This window comes from Buttiauxella massiliensis, assembly GCF_902500225.1.
GTDB classification, from domain to species: Bacteria; Pseudomonadota; Gammaproteobacteria; order Enterobacterales; family Enterobacteriaceae; genus Buttiauxella; species Buttiauxella massiliensis.
The window spans coordinates 93,470-115,531 of the sequence record NZ_LR722649.1 but is presented as its reverse complement, the minus strand read 5'-3'; the positions used below and the strand labels follow the sequence as shown (position 1 = coordinate 115,531).

General features: G+C 51.4%; 19 protein-coding genes. 12 read left to right on the top strand and 7 right to left on the bottom strand.

Annotation, left to right across the window (positions count from 1 at the left end):
* Window positions 1-130 precede the first annotated feature (130 nt).
* The 3 genes from pyrB to ridA all read left to right on the top strand — a co-directional run bounded on the left by pyrB (window position 131) and on the right by ridA (window position 1,999).
* Window positions 131-1,063, top strand: a complete 933-nt coding sequence (gene pyrB, locus GC128_RS02845) for an aspartate carbamoyltransferase (RefSeq protein ID WP_064560964.1) — start codon at window positions 131-133, stop codon at window positions 1,061-1,063.
* Between the two features lie 17 nt (window positions 1,064-1,080).
* On the top strand, window positions 1,081-1,542 hold the full coding sequence (gene pyrI / locus GC128_RS02840) for an aspartate carbamoyltransferase regulatory subunit (RefSeq protein WP_151993011.1): 462 nt from the start codon (window positions 1,081-1,083) through the stop codon (window positions 1,540-1,542).
* 67 nt (window positions 1,543-1,609) lie between these two features.
* On the top strand, window positions 1,610-1,999 hold the full coding sequence (ridA, locus tag GC128_RS02835) for a 2-iminobutanoate/2-iminopropanoate deaminase (protein ID WP_151993010.1): 390 nt from the start codon (window positions 1,610-1,612) through the stop codon (window positions 1,997-1,999).
* A 61-nt stretch (window positions 2,000-2,060) separates the two neighbouring features.
* Here the strand turns inward: ridA and GC128_RS02830 are convergent, their stop codons facing one another.
* Both GC128_RS02830 and mgtA read right to left on the bottom strand, forming a co-directional pair.
* The gene (locus GC128_RS02830) at window positions 2,061-4,451 is read right to left on the bottom strand and encodes a beta-N-acetylhexosaminidase (RefSeq protein ID WP_151993009.1); all 2,391 of its coding nucleotides are present in this window, start codon (window positions 4,449-4,451) and stop codon (window positions 2,061-2,063) included.
* Window positions 4,452-4,576: 125 nt separating this feature from the next.
* Complete coding sequence (gene mgtA / locus GC128_RS02825; RefSeq protein ID WP_193216214.1) at window positions 4,577-7,291, bottom strand: magnesium-translocating P-type ATPase; 2,715 nt, start codon at window positions 7,289-7,291, stop codon at window positions 4,577-4,579.
* A 374-nt stretch (window positions 7,292-7,665) separates the two neighbouring features.
* On the opposite strand from mgtA, the gene treR reads away from it, so the two are divergent.
* The 5 genes from treR to nrdG all read left to right on the top strand — a co-directional run bounded on the left by treR (window position 7,666) and on the right by nrdG (window position 14,954).
* Window positions 7,666-8,613, top strand: a complete 948-nt coding sequence (gene treR, locus GC128_RS02820; RefSeq protein ID WP_151993008.1) for a trehalose operon repressor TreR — start codon at window positions 7,666-7,668, stop codon at window positions 8,611-8,613.
* A gap of 124 nt (window positions 8,614-8,737) precedes the next feature.
* The gene (gene treB, locus GC128_RS02815; protein WP_151993007.1) at window positions 8,738-10,156 is read left to right on the top strand and encodes a PTS trehalose transporter subunit IIBC; all 1,419 of its coding nucleotides are present in this window, start codon (window positions 8,738-8,740) and stop codon (window positions 10,154-10,156) included.
* A 163-nt stretch (window positions 10,157-10,319) separates the two neighbouring features.
* Window positions 10,320-11,975 (top strand): alpha,alpha-phosphotrehalase, encoded by a 1,656-nt coding sequence (gene treC / locus GC128_RS02810; RefSeq protein WP_151993006.1) that lies wholly within the window; start codon window positions 10,320-10,322, stop codon window positions 11,973-11,975.
* 345 nt (window positions 11,976-12,320) lie between these two features.
* Window positions 12,321-14,471 carry an anaerobic ribonucleoside-triphosphate reductase gene (gene nrdD, locus GC128_RS02805; RefSeq protein WP_151993005.1) on the top strand — a complete coding sequence of 717 codons (2,151 nt, stop codon included), beginning with the start codon at window positions 12,321-12,323 and terminating at the stop codon, window positions 14,469-14,471.
* Window positions 14,472-14,489: 18 nt separating this feature from the next.
* Entirely contained in the window at window positions 14,490-14,954 is a 465-nt protein-coding gene (gene nrdG / locus GC128_RS02800) for an anaerobic ribonucleoside-triphosphate reductase-activating protein (protein WP_151993004.1), read from the top strand.
* A 6-nt stretch (window positions 14,955-14,960) separates the two neighbouring features.
* Here nrdG and GC128_RS02795 read toward each other — a convergent pair whose 3' ends face one another.
* Window positions 14,961-15,602 (bottom strand): NAD(P)H-binding protein, encoded by a 642-nt coding sequence (locus GC128_RS02795; RefSeq protein ID WP_151993003.1) that lies wholly within the window; start codon window positions 15,600-15,602, stop codon window positions 14,961-14,963.
* A gap of 18 nt (window positions 15,603-15,620) precedes the next feature.
* Window positions 15,621-16,061 (bottom strand): YhbP family protein, encoded by a 441-nt coding sequence (locus tag GC128_RS02790; protein WP_151993002.1) that lies wholly within the window; start codon window positions 16,059-16,061, stop codon window positions 15,621-15,623.
* Window positions 16,062-16,114: 53 nt separating this feature from the next.
* On the opposite strand from GC128_RS02790, the gene GC128_RS02785 reads away from it, so the two are divergent.
* A complete protein-coding gene (locus tag GC128_RS02785; RefSeq protein ID WP_151993001.1) occupies window positions 16,115-16,438 on the top strand; it encodes a GIY-YIG nuclease family protein in 324 nt (107 codons plus the stop codon).
* An 84-nt stretch (window positions 16,439-16,522) separates the two neighbouring features.
* On the opposite strand, the gene GC128_RS02780 is transcribed toward GC128_RS02785, so the two are convergent.
* Window positions 16,523-17,029 carry a GNAT family N-acetyltransferase gene (locus GC128_RS02780; protein WP_151993000.1) on the bottom strand — a complete coding sequence of 169 codons (507 nt, stop codon included), beginning with the start codon at window positions 17,027-17,029 and terminating at the stop codon, window positions 16,523-16,525.
* Window positions 17,023-17,547 carry a ubiquinone anaerobic biosynthesis accessory factor UbiT gene (gene ubiT, locus GC128_RS02775; protein WP_034459662.1) on the bottom strand — a complete coding sequence of 175 codons (525 nt, stop codon included), beginning with the start codon at window positions 17,545-17,547 and terminating at the stop codon, window positions 17,023-17,025. The genes GC128_RS02780 and ubiT overlap by 7 nt, the downstream gene beginning before the upstream one ends.
* 247 nt (window positions 17,548-17,794) lie before the next feature.
* On the opposite strand from ubiT, the gene ubiU reads away from it, so the two are divergent.
* The 3 genes from ubiU to GC128_RS02760 all read left to right on the top strand — a co-directional run bounded on the left by ubiU (window position 17,795) and on the right by GC128_RS02760 (window position 20,761).
* Window positions 17,795-18,790 carry a ubiquinone anaerobic biosynthesis protein UbiU gene (gene ubiU / locus GC128_RS02770; protein ID WP_034459665.1) on the top strand — a complete coding sequence of 332 codons (996 nt, stop codon included), beginning with the start codon at window positions 17,795-17,797 and terminating at the stop codon, window positions 18,788-18,790.
* An 8-nt stretch (window positions 18,791-18,798) separates the two neighbouring features.
* Entirely contained in the window at window positions 18,799-19,683 is an 885-nt protein-coding gene (locus GC128_RS02765) for a U32 family peptidase (protein ID WP_151992999.1), read from the top strand.
* An 82-nt stretch (window positions 19,684-19,765) separates the two neighbouring features.
* Window positions 19,766-20,761, top strand: coding sequence for a luciferase-like monooxygenase (locus GC128_RS02760; RefSeq protein WP_151992998.1), 996 nt, complete (start codon window positions 19,766-19,768; stop codon window positions 20,759-20,761).
* A 31-nt stretch (window positions 20,762-20,792) separates the two neighbouring features.
* On the opposite strand, the gene mtr is transcribed toward GC128_RS02760, so the two are convergent.
* Window positions 20,793-22,037, bottom strand: coding sequence for a tryptophan permease (mtr, locus tag GC128_RS02755; RefSeq protein ID WP_151992997.1), 1,245 nt, complete (start codon window positions 22,035-22,037; stop codon window positions 20,793-20,795).
* Window positions 22,038-22,062 lie beyond the last annotated feature (25 nt).

Sequence of the window (22,062 nt, the reverse complement as noted above, 5' to 3'; positions counted from 1 at the left end):
AAAAATTGCCACACCACGTCGTCTAAAAGACGGCGCTAACCTGTTTTTTTCTCCGTTGCAGCAATCAATTCCAAAGGCCCCTCATTGAGGGGCTTTTTTTTTGCCCGACGCCCGAGAACAGGAGATAAACATGGCTAACCCCCTATATCAAAAACATATCATTTCCATAAACGATCTCAGTCGTGAAGAACTTGAACTGGTGTTGTCTACGGCGGCAAAACTGAAAGCTAATCCGCAACCTGAACTGTTGAAACATATCGTTGTGGCCAGCTGTTTCTTTGAGGCTTCAACGCGTACTCGTCTCTCTTTTGAGACCGCGATTCACCGCCTGGGTGCATCGGTTGTCGGCTTCTCCGACAGCAGCAATACCTCGCTGGGTAAGAAAGGCGAGACACTGGCCGATACTATTTCAGTTATCAGCACCTATGTTGATGCAATCGTAATGCGCCATCCGCAAGAAGGTGCTGCACGCCTGGCAACGGAGTTCTCAGGCAATGTACCGGTGTTGAACGCAGGTGATGGTGCCAACCAACACCCAACACAAACGCTGCTGGATCTGTTCACCATCCAGGAAACGCAGGGTCGTCTGGAAAACCTGAATATCGCCATGGTCGGTGACCTGAAATATGGCCGCACCGTGCACTCTCTGGCACAAGCTCTGGCGAAATTTGAAGGTAACCGCTTCTACTTTATCGCGCCAAACGCGCTGGCAATGCCGAAATACATTCTCGATATGCTGGATGAAAAAGGCATCGTCTGGAGCTGCCATGAAGCTATTGACGACGTTGTAGGCGAGCTGGATATTCTGTACATGACTCGCGTACAGAAAGAGCGCCTGGACCCGTCTGAATACGCCAACGTGAAGGCGCAGTTTGTCCTGCGTGCAGCAGACCTTGCCGATGCCCGCGAGAACATGAAAGTGCTACACCCGCTGCCACGCGTTGATGAAATCACTACAGATGTCGATAAAACTCCGCACGCCTGGTATTTCCAGCAGGCAGGCAACGGTATTTATGCCCGCCAGGCTCTGCTGGCGTTAGTTTTGCAACCTGAACTGGTTTGAGTGAGAGGAAGATTAAGATGACACACGACAACAAATTACAAGTTGAAGCGATTAAACGCGGTACCGTTATCGATCATATTCCTGCACAGGTGGGCTTTAAGTTACTGACTCTTTTCCAGTTAACTGAAACCGACCAGCGCATCACCATCGGCCTGAACTTGCCTTCAAAAGAGCAGGGTCGCAAAGACCTGATTAAAATCGAAAACACTTTCCTGACGGATGAGCAAGTTAACCAACTGGCGCTGTATGCACCACATGCAACGGTTAACCGTATCGATGAATATGAAGTGGTCGGTAAGAGCAAACCGAGCCTGCCTTCACGCATTGATAGAGTGTTGGTTTGCCCTAATACCAACTGCATCAGCCGCAGCGAACCGGTTCACTCTTCGTTCGCAGTGAAAAAACGCGACGAGAACATCAGTCTCAAATGCAAATATTGTGAGAAGGAGTTCTCACATTACGTTGTGCTGGCAGATTAATCATTGCCGCTAAAGCTCTCGTCCCTATAATGGACGGGAGCTTTATCACTTCTCATAAGGAATGAAAATGTCTTCTCGTACCATCAGCACCGAAAACGCCCCAGCAGCAATCGGCCCATATGTTCAGGGTGTCGATCTTGGCAGCATGATTATCACTTCTGGCCAGATCCCGGTTGACCCAAAAACAGGCACCGTACCGGAAGACGTGGCAGCACAAGCGCGCCAGTCTCTGGAAAACGTGCAGGCGATTGTTGAAGCCGCGGGCCTGAAAGTGGGCGATATCGTTAAAACGACTGTTTTCGTAAAAAATTTGAATGACTTTGCGACCGTAAACGCAACCTACGAAGCTTTCTTTAATGAGCACAAAGCGACTTTCCCAGCGCGTTCTTGCGTGGAAGTAGCTCGTCTGCCTAAAGATGTGAAGATTGAGATCGAAGCGATTGCCATTCGCCGCTAACGATTGAATTTAAGGCCGCTTTCGCGGCCTTTTGTTTTGTCGGATGGCTCTTCTGTACAGCCTACTTCACACTCGCCCGCAACAATTTCTGCAATGGATACACCGCCGCAATCACCACTTCATCCTGCGTTTGCGCCGCTTCATCGAGCTGTTTTTGAATCCCCTGAACTTCATCAGCGCTCAACGTTCCCTGTTTAGCGACCAAATCCGTTAAACGCAGCCCTATTCCCGCCAGCTTATCGACATTTTCAGCCACCGGTTTTAACGCCTTAAGCTGATAATTACCGTTGATTAACTCCAGCACATCTGGCGTATTACTTTGCCAACGTGCAAAGGTATGGCGCAGCGACTCAGCACTGTTACTGTCTTCCGGGTCGGCCACCAGTTTATCAGCCCACATATCGAGCGCACGCACCTGGTTGCTTTCTGCGCCTAGTGCATCAGCAAAGCGGTTTAGCGGCTCGAAATGATGGTAATTACCCGCCTGGAATTTCAGATGCTGGCGCGTGTAGTACTGCGCCGGTTCAACCGCCTGAGCGAGAATCTGCAACGGCATAATTTCTGCCGTGCCCGCAAGGCGCGTCATTTGTAGAGCTGCAGCAGCGTGCTGCTGTAGGCCAACTGAAACGGTTGACCACGCATCTATCGCCTGCAAACGCTGATACATATTATCGATATCTTTCACATCTTCGGCGGACCACAAACGTTCAGCGACCGCAAAGGCACGCGGCCACAGCTTGATATCCAGTAATGGAGATGCCACGTTTTCAGCCCACAGAGCCGCCTCGCCACCGAGGATATTACTCATCTGCTCAGGGGTTGGCACCACCGGCTGTATGCCATCAGGCACGTCATCTAATTTCTGGCCAGTTGCAGGGTAACGCACATTGCCCACCAGCATATATCCGCTCAATTTGTCTTTATCGAGCGTTAATACCGGGCGTGTTTCTCCCATCCAGGTATCGACGGTGAACGTCACCTGGGTTGGGCTCAACCATTTAATATCGCGTACCGCGCGGCGGGATTTACCTTTAAAGTCGATAAAGCCACGCCATGCCGTTTGGCTGCTCACCAGAGTGAAACTGCCTTCCACTGCACTGCCTTTCAGGCGCGGCATATTGAAGAACCAACTTTGGGCGCTGTCAGCTTCGGTAATTTTGTCGATGCCGTTCAGGCCCTGCGGCAGGATCTCGTTGCGATAGTGGTAAGCGGTGGACTGCGGCTGATCCAGATAGAAGCCGGTGGAGAGAATGCCTTTGTACCCGTTCGCAGCGACGCTCCCCAGCGCATCCTGTCCCTGCCATGATTGGATCAAAATACTTTTCGGCAGATCCGGGTGATAGATCTCATCCCAGCCCATCATGTGACGGTGATGTTTTTCGAGGATCTTCTCCAGGCGCTGGTTGAAGTACGTCTGCAATGCGTGGGTATCCGCCAAATTGTTCTGCTTCATAAACGCCTGGATTTCTTGCAAATTTTGCCAGTGTTCATCATCAACTTCATCGCCGCCGATGTGCAAATAGCCGTCCGGGAAAATCGCCGTCAGCTCGCCAATCATGGTATCGACAAATTTATACGCCGCGTCTTTGGTTGGGTTGAGCAGCGGTTTTAGCACGCCCCAATGGCGCTCCATTTGATATGGCCCCGGCGCGCTCATCAGTTCAGGATAAGCCACCGCAATCGCCGATGCGTGTCCTGGCAAGTCCATTTCTGGCACCACTCGAATGCCAAGCGAAGTCGCGTAGCGCACCACTTCTTTCATCTGCGCCTGGGTGTAAAAATCACCGTCGCTCGCCAACTGCTGCAATTTTGGATACGCAGTGGAAGCAAAGCGCCAGCCCTGATCGTCGGTTAAATGCCAGTGCAGCACGTTCATTTTGGCGGCGGCCATGCCATCTAACTGACGCAGAATATCTTTGATTGGCATGAAGTGGCGGGCGGAGTCGATTAACAATCCACGCCACGGGAAGCGAGGCTGGTCTTTGATGGCGACAAACGCAATAGCCGTGTTTTCCGGGCCGTTTTGAATCAGCTGGAGCAACGTTTCCATGCCGCGCATCGCGCCAAATCGCGTGTTGGCCGTGAGCTTCACGCCGTCTGCAGTGACGCTTAATTCGTAGCTTTCATCGCTGTTAAGTTGAGGTAAAGGATCAACAGCTTTTTTGATTTGGATATCAATAGTCGGTTTAGCGGGATTTGCCTGAGCGGGCTGGAGCTGCCAGCCCGTTTGCTGGGAAATTCTCTGACGCCAGCGATCGGTTGCACCGGGGAGTTTGTCGCCGCTGATTTTAATGGAAACGGCGTTATCAATTTGCAGCATGCCTTCCGCTGCCGGACGGTTAACTTCCTGCGGCCAGGGCATCAGTGGCAAATCACCAGCTGGTGCGGCCCAGGCCGGGCAAGTTGCAGCGATGCAACCTGCCAGCAGGCTCAAACGTATTGATTTAAACATGAATATTCCTTTAACAATGACGGGCCAGAAAAAAGCAAAAACAATCTGGTAACACGTGCGGAAATATTCATCAAGGTTATGGAGGGAACTGACGGGATGTAGATCACATCCCGCCAATATTAAGATTATTGCCAGCCGTACCGGCGACTATAGAAACCTTTTACGCACTGAGTCAGCGTCATGTATCCGGCGAGGATCGCAATCAGCCATGGGAAGTAGCTCAGCGGCAGCGCCTGAAGTTGCAGGTAGCTTGCCAGCGGAGTGAACGGCAGGCTGATGCCAACTACCATCACCACCAGCGTCATGATCATCAACGGCCAGGCGGCACGGCTCTGAATGAACGGGATGCGACGAGTACGAATCATATGCACAATCAATGTTTGTGATAGCAGACCCACTACAAACCAGCCAGTCTGGAACAAGGTTTGCGCTTCTGGCACGTTTGCCTTGAACACCCACCACATCACGCAGAACGTCAGAATATCGAAAATGGAGCTGATTGGCCCGAAGAACACCATAAAGCGCCCTAAATCTGCCGGGTTCCAGCGCTGCGGTTTCTTGATTTGCTCGTCATCAACGTTATCGAATGGAATCGCAACTTGTGAGACATCGTACAGCAGGTTCTGAATCAGTAAGTGCAACGGCAACATCGGCAAGAACGGCAGGAAGGCGCTCGCCACCAGTACGCTGAACACGTTACCGAAGTTAGAACTGGCAGTCATTTTGATGTATTTCAGCATGTTGGCGAAAGTTCTGCGCCCTTCAATTACGCCCTGTTCCAGCACCATCAGGCTCTTTTCCAGCAAGATGATATCTGCGGCTTCACGCGCAATATCGACCGCTCCATCCACCGAGATACCAATGTCTGCCGCACGCAGAGCTGGCGCATCGTTAATGCCATCGCCCATAAATCCAACTACATGGCCTTCGCCGCGCAGCAGGCGCACGATGCGTTCTTTATGCATGGGCGTCAGGCGGGCAAACAGCGTGGTACGCAACGCCAGCGCCGCCAGCTCTTCGTCGGCCATGTTTTCGATATCGCTACCGATAACCAGGTCTCCAACATCCAGCCCCACTTCACGGCACACTTTCGCCGCTACCAGCTCGCTATCCCCGGTCAGGATCTTAACGGCAATGCCACTGGCTTTGAGTGCTTTCAATGCAGGTGCGGTTGTTTCTTTCGGTGGATCGAGGAACGCGATGTAGCCTTCGAGGATCAGGTCGGATTCATCCACGCGGCCATAATCTTCACAGCGCGCCGGCAGGAATTTGGTCGCCACCGCCACCACACGCAAACCCTGGCGATTCAGATCGTCGGTCACGCGGCGAATACGCGCCAACATGGATTCGCTTAGCGGCACGATTTCATCGCCATAACGCACTTGCGTGCAGACGTTGAGGATCTCCTGCAGCGCGCCTTTGCAGATCAACTGGTGCACATCCGGCTGCTCAGAAACCACCACCGACATACGGCGGCGTTCAAAGTCGAACGGGATCTCGTCCACTTTTTGCCAGCGTGTGGCTGCGTTACGCGCATGATCCTCATCAACCCCTTCCAGCACCGCGACATCAAGCAGGTTTTTCAGCCCGGTCTGATAATGGCTGTTGAGCCAGGCGGTGTGCAGAACGTGGTTACTCACCGCGCCAAGAATGTCGGTGTGAGTTTCCAGAACGATACGATCTTGCGTCAGCGTGCCGGTTTTATCGGTGCACAGAATGTCCATCGCGCCGAAGTTCTGAATCGCGTCGAGGTGTTTGACGATCACTTTCTGTTTCGAGAGTTTTACCGCCCCGCGAGCCAGCGTTGAAGTAACAATCATCGGCAGCATTTCAGGCGTCAAACCGACGGCAACGGAGAGTGAGAACAGCGCCGCTTCCCACCAGTCGCCTTTGGTAAAGCCGTTAATCAGCAGCACGATTGGCGTCATGACCAGCATGAAGCGGATCAGCACCCAGCTCACACGGCTGATGCCTTTCTGGAACGCGTTCGGCTCGCTTTCTTGCTGGGTGACGCGCCCGGCCAGTTGCCCAAACCAGGTGTTGCCGCCGGTGGAAATGATCATTGCGAGCGCCGTGCCGCTCACTACGTTGGTGCCCATAAAACACAGAGTGTCGCATTCCAGCGGGTTGTTGTGCGACATATCGCGGCTGACTGCCACCTTTTCAACCGGCAACGATTCACCAGTTAGCGATGCCTGGCCGACGAAGAGATCGCGAGCCTGAATGACGCGCAAATCCGCTGGGATCATGTCGCCCGCCGCCAGTTTGACGATATCCCCCGGCACCAGTTGGTCGAGCGGGATTTCGACAAACTCGTTTTCACCGTTTTCATTCACCACGCGCAGCACGGTGGCTGTGTTGCTGACCATCGCTTTGAGCGTGTCCGCCGCCTTAGTAGAGCGCGCTTCCTGCACAAAATTAAGCAAGGTGGCGATCACCACCATCAGCGCAATGACGCCTGCGGCAAACAGGTCTTCGGTGGAATAGGAAACAATGCCGAGGATTGTCAGCAAGATGTTGAACGGGTTGCGATAGCACAGCCACAAATGAACCCACCACGGCGACGGTTTTTGCGCCGGGATTTGGTTCGGGCCGAGGCGTTCGAGCGCGTTTTCAACTTCACGCGCGTTCAGCCCTTCCGGGTTGCTCTGGAAATCACGATACAGTTGATCTTCGGATGCTTGTGCATATTTCAGGCAGGATTCGCTCAATGAAGCCGGAACTTCTTGTGCGTGAGCAACAGTATTGTCATCGGGCATCAGGTCGCGCTGGATCAAGCGACGAGGCAGGTGACGGCCCAGTTGTGCGAACAACTGCCGGGTGAGATTTTTTAACAGCATAAAAGAGTCCCTCGGCCCCACATAATATGGAGCCTGGTGACATGCAGGCGCGGCTCAGCCGACCTTACAGATCAAATTTTTTCATCAGCAGGGACAAATCGAAAAGGACGATTGAAGCCGCTGCCTTACGCTATCCGGTAAGGCTGCCACTTCTTATTGAGAAGGGTTTTTTACCGGATTATTCCTGTCATTACAGGGTCTGGACTGGGATCAGGTTCCATGTCGCCTCCGGTTAAAAGAAAAGTCATCACATTAGTCGCGGGCATTCTACGCTACGAAACATCAATCTAACGTAAACCAGAATTTTTTCCCTTGTGATATTGTTTCGCCGCCGTACTCTAATGAGCAATTGATTGCCGGGAATAAGGATTGTTATGCAAAGCCGCCTCACGATAAAAGATATCGCCCGTTTAAGCGGTGTCGGTAAATCCACCGTTTCGCGTGTTCTGAATAATGAAAGCGGTGTCAGTGCCCGTACGCGAGAACGCGTGGAAGCGGTGATGCAGCAGGAAGGGTTTTCTCCTTCCCGTTCGGCGCGTGCCATGCGGGGCCAGAGCGATAAAGTCGTCGCCATTATTGTGACGCGTCTGGATTCGTTATCGGAAAATCTTGCTGTACAAACCATGCTGCCTGCGCTTTACGAGCAGGGTTACGACCCGATCATGATGGAAAGCCAGTTCGACCCGGACCTGGTGGAAGAACACCTCGGCATGCTCAAGCGGCGCAATATCGACGGCGTGATCCTGTTCGGTTTTACCGGTATCAATGAAAAGATGCTCGCCCCGTGGCAATCGACGCTGGTGCTGATGGCGCGCGATGCCAAAGGATTTGCCTCGGTTTGTTATGACGACGAAGGGGCAATCAATACCTTAATGTCGCGTCTTTATGAGCAAGGCCATCGCCAGATCAGTTTCCTCGGCGTACCGCATAGCGATGTGACCACCGGTTTACGCCGCCATGAAGCCTATCTCGCCTTCTGCAAACAACATCAGTTGGCGCCAAATGTAGCCCTGCCGGGGCTGGCGATGAAACAGGGTTACGAACACGTCGCCGAAGTTTTGCTGCCGGAGACCACCGCCCTGTTATGCGCCACCGATACCCTCGCTCTGGGTGCCAGCAAATATTTGCAGGAACACCAGAGCAACACGCTGCAACTGGCGAGCGTCGGTAATACGCCTCTAATGAAGTTCCTGCATCCGGAGATTATTACCGTCGATCCCGGCTATGCGGAAGCAGGCCGCCAGGCGGTATTGCAGTTGATCGGGCAAGTCACACAAGCACGCGATCTGCGCCAGATCGTTATCCCCAGCACTCTCCAGTAAATCACCACGATGACGGTTTATTGTGATCGTCGCTGGATTTCGGGAACGTTCCCATTTTCGTTGGGAAGATTAAAAGATAACCTTGCGGCAGATAAAAACTCTCTCCTTACTCTGGAACCTCATCATGGCCAAAGTGAAACAACAGGATATCGATAAGCTGATAGAACTGGTCGGCGGGCGTGAAAACATTGCTACCGTCAGTCACTGCATCACCCGCTTACGCTTTGTATTGAACAACACCGCAATTGCGAAACCGAAAGAGATTGAAGAGCTGCCGATGGTTAAAGGCTGCTTTACCAACGCCGGGCAGTTCCAGGTGGTGATTGGTCCGGAAGTGGGCGATTACTACCAGGCATTGATCGCCGCCACAGGGCACAGCACCGCAGATAAAGAACAAGCGAAACTTGCTGCGCGTCAGAACATGAAATGGCACGAACAGCTTATTTCCCACTTTGCAGAGATCTTCTTCCCTTTATTACCGGCGTTGATCAGCGGTGGTTTGATCCTCGGGTTCCGTAATGTGATTGGCGATTTGCCAATGAGCAACGGGCTTACGCTCGCGCAAATGCACCCTTCCCTGCAATCGATCTACGACTTCTTATGGTTGATTGGCGAGGCAATTTTCTTCTATCTGCCAGTCGGTATTTGCTGGTCAGCTGTGCGGAAAATGGGTGGAACGCCTATCCTTGGGATTGTGCTCGGCGTCACGCTGGTATCACCACAGCTGATGAATGCCTATGAATTAGGTAGCAAAATTCCAGAAGTGTGGAACTTTGGCTGGTTCACTATCGAGAAAGTCGGCTACCAGGCACAGGTGATTCCAGCGTTGTTAGCCGGCCTGGCTTTGGGCTTTATTGAGACGCGTCTGAAACGCATTGTTCCAGATTACCTCTATCTTGTAATAGTGCCTGTGTGTTCGCTGATTCTGGCGGTATTCCTGGCTCACGCGTTTATCGGCCCGTTTGGCCGCTGGATTGGTGATGGCGTGGCCTTTGCGGTTCGCCATTTGATGACGGGAAGTTTTGCGCCAGTTGGTGCCGCGCTGTTTGGCTTCCTGTACGCACCGCTGGTGATTACCGGTGTCCACCAGACGACGCTCGCCATCGATATGCAGATGATTCAGAGCATGGGCGGAACGCCAGTGTGGCCGCTGATTGCGCTGTCTAACATTGCTCAGGCATCTGCTGTTGTCGGCATCATTATTTGCAGCCGTAAGCATAACGAACGTGAGATTTCCGTTCCGGCAGCGATTTCCGCCTTCCTCGGCGTGACCGAACCGGCAATGTATGGCATTAACCTGAAATACCGCTTCCCGATGCTGTGCGCGATGATTGGATCAGGTATCGCAGGCTTGTTGTGTGGCTTGAGCGGGGTGATGGCGAACGGGATTGGCGTCGGCGGCTTGCCGGGTATTTTGTCCATCCAGCCGCGTTATTGGGAAGTATATTCCCTGGCGATTCTGATTGCGGTGGTGGTTCCAATCATACTGACCAGCGTGATGTATAAGCGCAAACATCGTCAGGGCACGTTGTTAGTGGTTTAGTTTTTTATAATTTGGTTTTCAAAATATGCCCTAAATAATTCGAGTTGCAGCAAGGCGGCAAAGGAGTGAATCCCCAGGAGCTTACTAGAGTAAGTGACTGGGGTGAACGAGAGCAGCCAACACAGCTGCGGCTCGAAGTATGACGGGCGTTTAGGAATGATTTATGAATACAACTCCCTGGTGGCAACATGGCGTCATCTACCAAATCTACCCGAAGAGTTTTCAGGACACGACCGGCAGCGGCACTGGCGATCTGATTGGTGTCATCAAACGCCTCGATTACCTCAAACTGCTGGGCGTTGACGCCATTTGGCTGACCCCTTTTTATATCTCTCCGCAGATTGATAATGGCTATGACGTTGCCAACTACTGCGCGATTGATCCGACTTACGGCACCCTGGATGATTTCGACAAGCTTGTCGCTGAAGCGCATGACCGCGGCATCCGCATCATTCTGGATATGGTGTTTAACCATACGTCCACTCAGCACGCCTGGTTCCACGAAGCGCTCAATAAAGAGAGCCCATACCGCGAATTTTATATCTGGCGCGACGGCACGCCGGATGTGTTGCCAAACAACTGGCGCTCTAAATTCGGCGGCAACGCCTGGCGCTGGCATGCGGAAAGCGGCCAGTATTATCTGCATCTGTTTGCGCCAGAGCAGGCGGATCTGAACTGGGAAAACCCACAGGTTCGTTCTGAACTGAAGAAGATTTGTGAGTTCTGGGCCGATCGCGGCGTAGACGGTTTGCGTCTTGATGTGATCAATCTGGTGTCGAAAGATCAGGATTTCCCGGACGATATTGAAGGCGGTGACGGGCGTCGTTTCTACACCGACGGGCCGCGCATTCACGAATATCTGCAAGAGTTGAGCCGCGATGTGTTTGTGCCACGCGAGCTGATGACGGTTGGCGAAATGTCGTCAACCACGCTTGATAATTGCCAGCAATACGCGGCGCTTAACAGCGATGAACTGTCGATGACTTTCAACTTCCATCACCTGAAAGTGGATTATCCCAACGGGCAAAAATGGGCGCTGGCGGCTCCAGATTATGTGGCACTGAAAGCTATTTTCAGCCACTGGCAGCAAGGTATGCACAACGTGGCGTGGAATGCCCTGTTCTGGTGTAACCACGACCAGCCGCGCATTGTGTCGCGCTTTGGTGATGAAGGCGAACTGCGCGTTCCGGCAGCAAAAATGCTGGGCATGGTGCTGCACGGTATGCAAGGCACGCCATATATTTACCAGGGCGAAGAGCTGGGGATGACCAATCCACACTTTAAACGCATCGTTGATTATCGCGATGTGGAAAGCCACAACATGTACGCCGAACTGCGTGCGCAAGGCCGGGATAGCGATAATCTGCTGGCTATTCTTGCCAGCAAATCACGCGATAACAGCCGCACACCGATGCAGTGGGACGATGGCGAAAACGCAGGTTTCACCCAGGGAACACCGTGGATTAACCTTTGCGATAACTATCAAACCATCAATGCTAAAACAGCAGTGGATGACCCGGATTCGGTGTTTTACGCCTACCAGCAACTGATTAAATTGCGCAAAGCAAACCCTGTTTTCACCTGGGGTAGTTATCAGGATTTGCTGCCGGAGCACCCGTATTTATGGTGTTATCGCCGCGAGTGGCAAGGGCAAACATTGATTGTCGCAGCCAATCTCAGCCGTGAAAACCAGTGGTGGATGCCGGAAGCCTTCGAAGGTGACTGGGATGTACTGATGAGCAACTATTCTGATGCTGTAGGTAAACCTGGCGAGATAAGTTTACGGCCATTCGAGGCTGTCTATTGGTTGCAAGGTTAATCCTTACCCGATTTCTCCCTCATATTTGAGGGAGATCTCCTCCTTCAAATTTAAAGATTTTCCCTCACCGCCCATCCTTCCTGCTACGCCTGATTTACTTTGTTCTGCATCAATAAAACCGCAAACATCTTTGATGCAAATCACTACATATAGACCTTAAAATGCACCCCGCCCCAACATGTTGTAGTTATCGACTATTATAACAACATGTTCCACAGATGATTCTGGGGATTATCTGTGGATAAACGTAGGCCAGAAAACAGAAAGCCTATGACAGCCCGAGCAATTACAGCCCGTAGGCAATTCTAATCCTTTGTGGATAACATTTTTAAATATGGAGAAACCATGACACCGCATGTGATGAAAAGAGACGGGTGCAAAGTACCTTTCACTTCAGAGCGCATAAAAGAAGCTATTCTTCGTGCAGCTAAAGCAGCGGGAGTCGATGACGCAGACTATTGCGCCACCGTAGCAGATATTGTCCGTGCGCAGATGGAAGGTCGTAACCAGGTTGATATTGGTGAAATCCAGACCGCCGTCGAAAACCAATTAATGGCCGGTGACTACAAGCAACTTGCACGCGCTTACATCGAATATCGCCACGACCGCGATATTGAACGTGAGAAGCGTGGCCGCCTGAACCAGGAAATTCGGGGTCTGGTAGAACAAACCAACTCCGCTTTGCTCAATGAAAATGCCAATAAAGACAGCAAAGTTATCCCGACTCAGCGCGACTTGTTAGCCGGTATTGTGGCTAAACACTACGCCTCACAGCACCTGTTACCGCGTGATGTGGTTCTGGCGCATGAACGTGGTGATATTCACTACCACGATCTGGATTACTCGCCGTTCTTCCCGATGTTTAACTGCATGCTTATCGATCTTAAAGGCATGCTGACGCACGGCTTTAAAATGGGTAATGCGGAAATTGAGCCGCCAAAATCTATCTCAACAGCAACAGCGGTTACCGCACAAATCATTGCCCAGGTTGCCAGCCACATTTATGGCGGCACCACTATTAACCGTATTGATGAAGTGCTGGCGCCATTTGTTACAGAAAGCTTTGAGAAACACCGCAAAACCGCCGAAGAATGGCAGATCCCGGACGCTAAAGGTTATGCGCTTTCACGCACTGAAAAAGAGTGCTACGACGCTTTCCAGTCGCTGGAATATGAAGTGAACACGCTCCATACCGCTAATGGCCAAACGCCATTCGTGACCTTCGGTTTCGGTCTGGGAACTAGCTGGGAATCACGCCTGATTCAGACCTCTATTCTGCGTAATCGCATCGCGGGTCTGGGTAAAAACCGTAAAACTGCGGTGTTCCCGAAACTGGTTTTCGCCATTAAAGATGGCCTGAACCACAAGGCTGACGATGCGAACTACGACATCAAACAGCTCGCTCTGGAATGTGCCAGCAAACGCATGTATCCGGACATTCTGAATTACGACCAGGTCGTTAAAGTCACTGGCTCGTTCAAAACGCCAATGGGTTGTCGCAGTTTCCTGGGTGTGTACGAAGAAAACGGTGAGCAGATTCATGATGGTCGTAACAACATCGGCGTTATCAGCCTGAACCTGCCACGTATTGCGCTGGAAGCAAAAGGTGATGAAGCTACCTTCTGGACGCTGCTCGATGAGCGCCTGGAACTTGCTTATAAAGCTCTGATGACGCGTATCGCTCGTCTGGAAGGTGTGAAAGCGCGTGTTGCACCGATCCTATATATGGAAGGGGCTTGCGGTGTGCGTCTGAAAGCAGACGACGACGTTTCTGAGATCTTCAAAAATGGCCGCGCGTCGATTTCTCTGGGTTACATCGGCATCCACGAAACGGTGAATGCCCTGTTTGGTAACCAGCACGTTTACGACAGCGAAGAATTACGCGCGAAAGCTGTAGCGATTGTGGAACGCCTGCGCCAGGCAACCGACAGTTGGAAAGAAGAGACTGGCTACGGTTTCAGCCTGTACAGCACACCAAGTGAAAACCTGTGTGACCGCTTCTGCCGTCTTGATACCGCTGAGTTTGGCGTGGTTCCAGGCGTGACCGACAAAGGTTACTACACCAACAGCTTCCACCTGGATGTTGAGAAGAAAGTTAACCCGTACGACAAAATCGACTTTGAAGCGCCGTACCCGCCGGTGGCAAACGGTGGTTTCATCTGTTACGGCGAATACCCGAACATCCAGCATAACCTGCAAGCACTGGAAGATGTGTGGGATTACAGCTACAAGCACGTTCCGTATTACGGCACCAATACACCAATTGATGAGTGCTATGAGTGTGGCTTTACCGGTGAGTTTGAATGCACCAGCAAAGGCTTTACCTGCCCGAAATGTGGCAACCACGATGCCGCTCGTGTATCGGTAACACGCCGTGTTTGTGGTTATCTCGGTAGCCCGGATGCACGTCCGTTTAACGCTGGCAAGCAGGAAGAAGTGAAGCGCCGCGTGAAGCATTTGGGTAACGGGCAGTTAGATTCTTCGCAAAGCAATTAACGTCAGAGCAAAGCGAAAATGAATGTGCATCAATACTATCCGGTAGACATTGTTAACGGGCCGGGAACACGCTGCACGCTGTTCGTTTCCGGCTGCGTACATGAATGCCCAGGCTGCTATAACAAAAGCACCTGGCGGTTAAATTCAGGTATGCCGTTCACCCAGGAAATGGAAGACCGGATTATTGCCGATCTGAATGACACTCGTATTCGCCGCCAGGGTCTGTCGCTTTCGGGCGGCGATCCGCTTCATCCGCAAAACATCGCGGATGTGCTGAAGCTGGTGCAGCGAGTGCGGGCGGAATGCCCTGGCAAAGATATCTGGATTTGGACGGGTTACACGCTTGATGAATTAACCGAAGCTCAGCGCGAAGTGGTTGATTTAATTAACGTGCTAATAGATGGCAAGTTCGTTCAGGATTTGAAAGACCCAGCGCTGGTCTGGCGCGGCAGCAGCAACCAGGTCGTACATCATTTGCGATAGAGCCCCTTATGGGGCTTTTGCTATTTCACGTAACTGACTTGAGTCCAGAATATTCACACCCTCGCCTGCAGGTTTAAGCGCCTCATGCAGCATTGCTTTCGCCACATCCCTTGCTTCAATGGACTTCCACTTCCCAGGCATGATTTTGAACAAAGGTGCAAACAGCGACTCATTTAAGCGTTGTGATTCCCGATGGCCAAGCAGCATGGATGGACGAGCAATCGTCAGACGCGGCCACTGTTGCGCTATCAATGCCTCTTCCATCTCACCTTTTACCCGGTTATAAAAGAATGGCGATTTGCTATTTGCGCCAATGGCGCTAACCACCAGCATCTGTTTAGCACCCAGACGCAGCCCGGTGATTGCGGTGTCCACCACCAGCGTGTAATCCGCCAGCACAAAAGCTTCTTTGCTGCCCGCTTCTTTCATGGTGGTACCAAGGCAACAAAAGACTGTATCAATCGGCTCGCTTAATTGTGTGAGTGCATCACTCAACTGAGGATCGTAGGGATTGGTGACTTTACTCATTGCAGGCAAGGGGCGCCGTGTTGCAGCAACGATATGACTGATTTGTGGCTCATTGATTAGCATGCGCAGTAAGTGCCCACCAACAAGGCCTGTGGCCCCCGTAATCAAAACCCGGTTCATAAGATCTCCTGTAGCTTATTAACCAAGTTTAGTGTCATCTCGCAGCCAGTGGAGCTTTTTACCAAAACCGAGCGTGTTGTCGGTCATTTTTATTTCATCAAGGCGAATTTCCCACACCGGCGCCTTCATCACTCGCGCTACTGGGAAGCGCTTGCAGTAACGAGCACGTAGGCTGTCGGCTTCTTGCTCTGCAACCAGCGTGATTTCACCGCGAAACTGTACGCCACGAATTAACGCCACGGTTTTGGGCTGCCCATTAACCGTTCCGGCCACGTTGGCTTGTTGACCAATCAACTCACCATGGCGGGTATGCGTTTCGCTTAACAGGTAGAAAGCGACGCGTTGTTCATCAAATAAGTAGAACGCATTTGCGCACCATAAATCACCATTACTGCCTGCGCAGTAAGTCAGTACATGCTGTTTGTTCAGCCAACGACTAATGGCATTGAGAGTTTCCATGTGCAACCTGAAGAGTGATATTCTGCGGAAAACATCAATTATGCGCCCGACCTATGTCCCCCTGGTATCTCTATTTAGTCCGCACCCTCGATAACCGTTTATATACGGGCATTACTACCGATGTTGAGCGCCGTTTCTCTCAGCATCAAGCAGGTAAAGGTGCGAAAGCATTGCGGGGGAAAGGTGAGTTAACATTGGCCTTTAGCCATCTGGTGGGCGATCGCTCAAGCGCGTTGCGCCTGGAGTATCGCATCAAGCAGCTAACTAAAGCGCAGAAAGAGATGTTAGTGGCCGGGATTTTGCCTTTTGAAGACCTGTTGGCAGGCATCTTAACTCAATCCCCAATAGATTTCGTATCGCAGCAAGGCGGCAAGTGAGTAAATCCCCAGGAGCTTACTCAAGTAAGTGACTGGGGTGCATGAACGCAGCCAACACCGCTGTGATACGAAAGATGAAGGGGATTAAAACTCTCGATTGAAATGTTCGTGATATTCCACCAGTCCCGAAACGCCATTGAGCGCATCATCGGCCAGTGGATGAATCAGAAAATAGGCTTCGGTATCAGGCCAGGCACAACGTAAACCGTGTTGCGCTGCCGGAACAAAACCAAAGCGGCTATATAGCGCAGGTTCGCCCAATGTCACAACGGCGGCATAACCAAATTCATTGAGTGAATCGAGTCCTTCGTAAACCAGTTTTTTCGCCAGCCCCTGGCCGCGATAAGCTTCGTCTACAGCCAGTGGTGCCAGACCAACCCACTGAAGTTCTTCACCTTCTACCGCAACCGGACTGAATGCGGCATAACCAACGACCTGACCTTCGTCATCTGTGGCAACCACACCCAGAGTTAACAGGCCGTCTTCTCGTAAATCCTTCACTAAATCAGCTTCGCCATTGCCGTTAAAAGAACGACGAAGTAATGCATCGATGCCAGGAGCATCAATAGGTATTTCTACACGAATTAGCATGGCTCACCTACCGAGTTACTTTCTGGAGCAGGTTTGTGTTTCATTCCCGCTTCGACAAAATCAGCCAGTTGCAGTAGCAGCATGCGTAGTGGTTTTGGCATCGCATCCAGCTCAATGGCATCCATTAAATTTTTGACATACAGACCCAGTTCAGTGTCACCTTCAATCATCAGGCGGCGTTGGAAAAACAGGGTATCGGGATCTTGTTTACGCGCAGCGATCATCAACAAATCGTTGGCTGTCGCACTGAAACTCACATCAGCCGGAGCATCTTCACGCACAACCAGTTTATTATCTTGTACCGAAGTAAACCATTTTAGACCGAGATCACGCACTTCAATACTTAACCAGCGTCCCTCAAGAAATTCGAGTTCACCTTCTTCCATTGCCTGACGGAACTGCCAGCCAAGAACCTGTTCAAGCACCTGGCGCTTTAGAGCAAAGGGCGTCAGTTTAACCGGTGTTCTTAACAGTGACGGGCCAAGATGGACCAGGCGTGAACGCAATTTATCCAACACAAGCTTTACTCCTTGAGAAATTTAACCACCATTTTGCCACACCAGCCATTCTCCGTAGCGGTGTAAATCAACAAGTTTGCGGGTTATCAATACCATCATATTGATTTCATCAATACGCCATTAGCTGCCTTAAATCAAAATTTGTCGCGGTCGGGTTAACTAAAATCCCAGTTCGTTAACAATTTTGCTGTCCGATACTGGGCCGCATGGGTTTCCTCTCAGGTTACCCAATGATTCAGGATAAATTATGGAGTTGCTTTGCCCAGCTGGAAACTTACCGGCGTTGAAAGCGGCCATCGATAATGGTGCCGATGCGGTTTACATTGGTCTTAAAGATGATACCAACGCCCGCCATTTTGCTGGACTGAATTTCACGGAGAAGAAACTGCAAGAAGCGGTAAGTTACGTGCATCAGCATCGCCGTAAACTGCATATCGCTATCAATACGTTTGCGCATCCGGACGGCTACGTGCGCTGGCAACGTGCAGTAGATATGGCAGCGCAACTCGGAGCCGACGCTTTAATTCTGGCCGACCTCGCCATGCTTGAATACGCGGCTGAGCGTTATCCGCATATTGAGCGCCACGTATCGGTACAAGCCTCCGCCACCAATGAAGAAGCAGTCCGCTTTTATCATCGCAACTTCGACGTTGCGCGCGTTGTTTTACCACGCGTGTTATCCATTCATCAGGTAAAACAGCTGGCTCGCGTGACCCCTGTACCGCTAGAGGTTTTTGCTTTTGGTAGCCTGTGCATTATGGCCGAAGGGCGTTGCTATCTTTCCTCCTACCTGACCGGTGAGTCGCCTAACACAGTGGGGGCCTGTTCCCCTGCGCGCTTTGTGCGTTGGCAGCAAACTCCGCAAGGCCTTGAATCACGCCTCAATGATGTACTTATCGACAGGTATCAGGATGGTGAAAACGCAGGTTATCCAACGCTGTGTAAAGGTCGCTATCTGGTTGACGATCAGAAATATCACGCGCTTGAAGAGCCAACCAGCCTGAACACACTTGAACTGCTGCCTGAATTATTAGCCGCGAATATTGCGTCGGTGAAAATCGAAGGCCGCCAGCGTAGCCCGGCCTATGTCAGCCAGGTCGCGAAAGTCTGGCGTCAGGCAATCGATCTGTGTATGGCTGATCCGGAAAACTACCGTGCGAAACCTGCGTGGATGGAAGATCTGGGAGCGATGGCCGAAGGCACGCAAACCACTCTCGGTGCCTATCACCGTAAATGGCAGTAGGGATGACCATGAAATATTCATTAGGGCCAGTGCTTTACTACTGGCCAAAAGAGACGTTGGAAAAATTTTACCAGGCTGCGGCAAGCAGTAGTGCCGAAACGATTTATCTTGGTGAATCGGTATGTAGCAAACGTCGCGCGACCAAAACCGGCGACTGGCTGGATATGGCGAAGAGCCTTGCAGGCCAGGGCAAGCAAGTTGTGCTTTCGACTTTGGCGCTGGTTCAGGCACCGTCTGAATTAAACGAGCTCAAACGCTACGTCGAGAATGGTGATTTCCTGATTGAAGCCAATGACCTCGGTGCTGTGAATATGGCGGCAGAACGCAAACTGCCGTTTGTCGCAGGCCACGCGCTCAACTGCTATAACGCGGTCACGTTACGCTTGCTGCACAAACAAGGCATGGTTCGTTGGTGTATGCCGGTTGAGCTTTCGCGTGACTGGTTGGCAAACATGCTCACTCAGTGTGATGAGTTGGGTATTCGCAATAAGTTTGAAGTCGAAGTGCTCAGCTATGGTCATTTGCCTTTGGCTTATTCCGCACGCTGCTTCACCGCGCGTTCCGAAGACAAGCCAAAAGATGAATGCGAAACCTGCTGCATTAAATACCCTGTCGGCCGCAACATGTTGTCTCAGGAGAATCAGCAAGTGTTTGTGCTTAATGGCATTCAGACCATGAGCGGCTATGTGTACAACCTCGGAAATGAACTGGCGTCGATGAAAGGCTTAGTCGATATGGTGCGTTTATCACCGATGGGTATGGAAACACTCCGCGTTCTGGAAGCCTTCCGCAAAAATGAGAATGGCAATGCGCCGTTATCTCTGGCACAGCAAAACGATTGTAATGGCTACTGGCGACGCGTTGCTGGCTTAGAGTTGGTTACTCAGAGCTGAGAAAAGGCTCACTTTGTTACTTAATTGTTGATGGTTTTCGGCAATACTGAAAGACAATCATCAATAAACAGAGTGAGCCGTTATGTCTCAAACTCCTTTTTCACTACTCGATCTCGCCCCAATCCCTCAAGGCTCTCAGCCTCGCGATGCTTTCCATCGATCTTTAGATTTAGCGCGACTGGCGGAAAAGCGGGGCTATCACCGCTACTGGCTGGCAGAGCACCACAATATGACCGGTATCGCCAGTGCCGCGACATCCGTGTTGATTGGCTATCTGGCGGCGAATACCGAAACGTTGCGTCTCGGTTCCGGTGGCGTAATGTTGCCGAACCATTCACCGTTAGTGATTGCCGAACAGTTTGGTACGCTGGAAACGCTTTATCCTGGGCGTATTGATTTAGGGTTAGGCCGCGCGCCGGGAAGCGACCAGCGCACCATGATGGCATTGCGCCGCCATATGAGTGGCGATATCGACAACTTCCCCCGCGATGTCGGTGAACTGGTGTCATGGTTTGATGCTACCGACCCAAACCCGGCAGTGCGCCCGGTTCCTGGCTACAACACTAAAATTCCTGTCTGGCTTCTGGGTTCAAGCCTGTATAGCGCCCAACTGGCAGCGCAACTCGGGTTGCCGTTTGCCTTTGCTTCGCACTTTGCACCCGATATGTTGTTCCAGGCGCTGCAACTTTATCGTGCCCAGTTCAAACCGTCTGCCCGCCTGGAAAAACCGTATGCGATGGTGTGCATCAATATTATTGCCGCCGACAGCAACCGCGATGCCGAATTCCTGTTTACTTCGATGCAGCAAGCTTTCGCTAAATTACGTCGTGGTGAAACGGGCCAGTTGCCACCGCCGATTGAAAACATGGATAGCTTCTGGAGCCCGGCAGAGAAATATGGCGTGCAGCAGGCATTGAGCATGTCTCTGGTGGGAGATATTGCGAAAGTACGCCACGGTCTGATCTCATTGCTGCGTGAAACGCAGGCTGATGAAATTATGGTTAATGGCCAGATTTTTGATACCCAAGCTCGCCTGCATTCTTTTGATCTGGCGATGGATGTGTACGAGAGCCTGTAAGGTTTCCGCCCCTCGCTTGAGGGGCGAAATTTTAGTGATAAACCGGCAGTAAATCGAAACTTGAAAGGATATGGATGGCGGCGTTAGTCACACCGAAGATAAGAATCAGCACAATCATTTTATTCCCACCCCATACCCGGTAAATCGGGCTGCCGAATTTCTTGCGAGAAGCTTTTGCCAGAAGAGCTGGAACAATTGCCGCCCAGATAGTCGCTGCAAGTCCCGCAAATCCAATCGCGTAGATAAACCCATCAGGCCAGATAACACCCCCTAACATTGGCGGGATGAAAGTCACTAACGCGGTTTTCAAGCGACCTACAGGTGAGTCGTCAAATTTAAACAGATCGGCCAGATAATCGAATAAGCCCAGGGTCACGCCCAGGAAGGAGCTGGCAACGGCGAAGTTGGAGAAAACGATCAGCAGCAAATCCAACGCGCGACTTTTCAGTACGCCACTCAATGCACCGACCAGCACATCAATATTTCCGCCTTTGTCGGCAATGGCAATAAAATCACTGCGCGGAATATTTCCCATACTGCCCACCAACCAAATGATGTACAGCACCAACGCCATCAGCGTTCCCCAGACAAGGCAACGCTTAATAGTCTGTGGATCTTTGCCGTAATACTTCATCAGGCTCGGCACATTGCCGTGATAGCCAAATGAGGCGAGGCAAAATGGCAACGTCATAAAGAGATAGGGCAAATAGCTTGGGTTAACTGCTTTGCTATCCAGCAGCGTTGCGGGTTCGACATGCCACATCAGGCCGCCAAACGTCATAAAGAAAGTCAGAATTTTTGCGCCAAGCACGATGGTCGTCATGCGACTGACTGCACGGGTGCTGAGCCAAACAATAAAAGCGACAACAAAGGCAAATATCAACCCGGCGAACCTTGCGGGAAAATCGACAGACATTTTGCCAAGCGTGTGGTGAATCACCGAGCCGCTTGCCGAAATGTAGGCGTAGGTCAGGATGTAGAGTACAAATGCAATGGAAAGGCCATTGATCAGGTTCCAACCCTTGCCCAGCAAATCTTTGGTTACGGTGTCAAAACTTGAGCCTACGCGGTAGTTGAGGTTCGCTTCCAGAATCATCAATCCGGAATGCAGCATACAAAACCAGGTCACTAATAACGCTGCAATAGACCAGAAGAACCACGCCCCAGACATCACCACCGGCAGAGAGAACATTCCTGCACCAATAATAGTGCCGCCAATAATCATTACCCCACCGAAAATAGACGGCGAGGCGTGGGTGGTTGCTAAAGTTGCCATACGAATTCCTGAGACAATGAACGAC

Coding starts and splice junctions, on each gene's coding strand:
- GC128_RS02780 (WP_151993000.1), bottom strand. CDS start 17,029: ATGCTAATTCGTGTAGAAATACCTATTGATGCTCCTGGCATCGATGCA.
- ridA (WP_151993010.1), top strand. CDS start 1,610: ATGTCTTCTCGTACCATCAGCACCGAAAACGCCCCAGCAGCAATCGGC.
- mtr (WP_151992997.1), bottom strand. CDS start 22,037: ATGGCAACTTTAGCAACCACCCACGCCTCGCCGTCTATTTTCGGTGGG.
- GC128_RS02765 (WP_151992999.1), top strand. CDS start 18,799: ATGAAATATTCATTAGGGCCAGTGCTTTACTACTGGCCAAAAGAGACG.
- GC128_RS02795 (WP_151993003.1), bottom strand. CDS start 15,602: ATGAACCGGGTTTTGATTACGGGGGCCACAGGCCTTGTTGGTGGGCAC.
- mgtA (WP_193216214.1), bottom strand. CDS start 7,291: ATGCTGTTAAAAAATCTCACCCGGCAGTTGTTCGCACAACTGGGCCGT.
- GC128_RS02790 (WP_151993002.1), bottom strand. CDS start 16,061: ATGGAAACTCTCAATGCCATTAGTCGTTGGCTGAACAAACAGCATGTA.
- treB (WP_151993007.1), top strand. CDS start 8,738: ATGGCCAAAGTGAAACAACAGGATATCGATAAGCTGATAGAACTGGTC.
- GC128_RS02785 (WP_151993001.1), top strand. CDS start 16,115: ATGTCCCCCTGGTATCTCTATTTAGTCCGCACCCTCGATAACCGTTTA.
- GC128_RS02830 (WP_151993009.1), bottom strand. CDS start 4,451: ATGTTTAAATCAATACGTTTGAGCCTGCTGGCAGGTTGCATCGCTGCA.
- pyrI (WP_151993011.1), top strand. CDS start 1,081: ATGACACACGACAACAAATTACAAGTTGAAGCGATTAAACGCGGTACC.
- nrdG (WP_151993004.1), top strand. CDS start 14,490: ATGAATGTGCATCAATACTATCCGGTAGACATTGTTAACGGGCCGGGA.
- pyrB (WP_064560964.1), top strand. CDS start 131: ATGGCTAACCCCCTATATCAAAAACATATCATTTCCATAAACGATCTC.
- nrdD (WP_151993005.1), top strand. CDS start 12,321: ATGACACCGCATGTGATGAAAAGAGACGGGTGCAAAGTACCTTTCACT.
- GC128_RS02760 (WP_151992998.1), top strand. CDS start 19,766: ATGTCTCAAACTCCTTTTTCACTACTCGATCTCGCCCCAATCCCTCAA.
- treR (WP_151993008.1), top strand. CDS start 7,666: ATGCAAAGCCGCCTCACGATAAAAGATATCGCCCGTTTAAGCGGTGTC.
- ubiU (WP_034459665.1), top strand. CDS start 17,795: ATGGAGTTGCTTTGCCCAGCTGGAAACTTACCGGCGTTGAAAGCGGCC.
- treC (WP_151993006.1), top strand. CDS start 10,320: ATGAATACAACTCCCTGGTGGCAACATGGCGTCATCTACCAAATCTAC.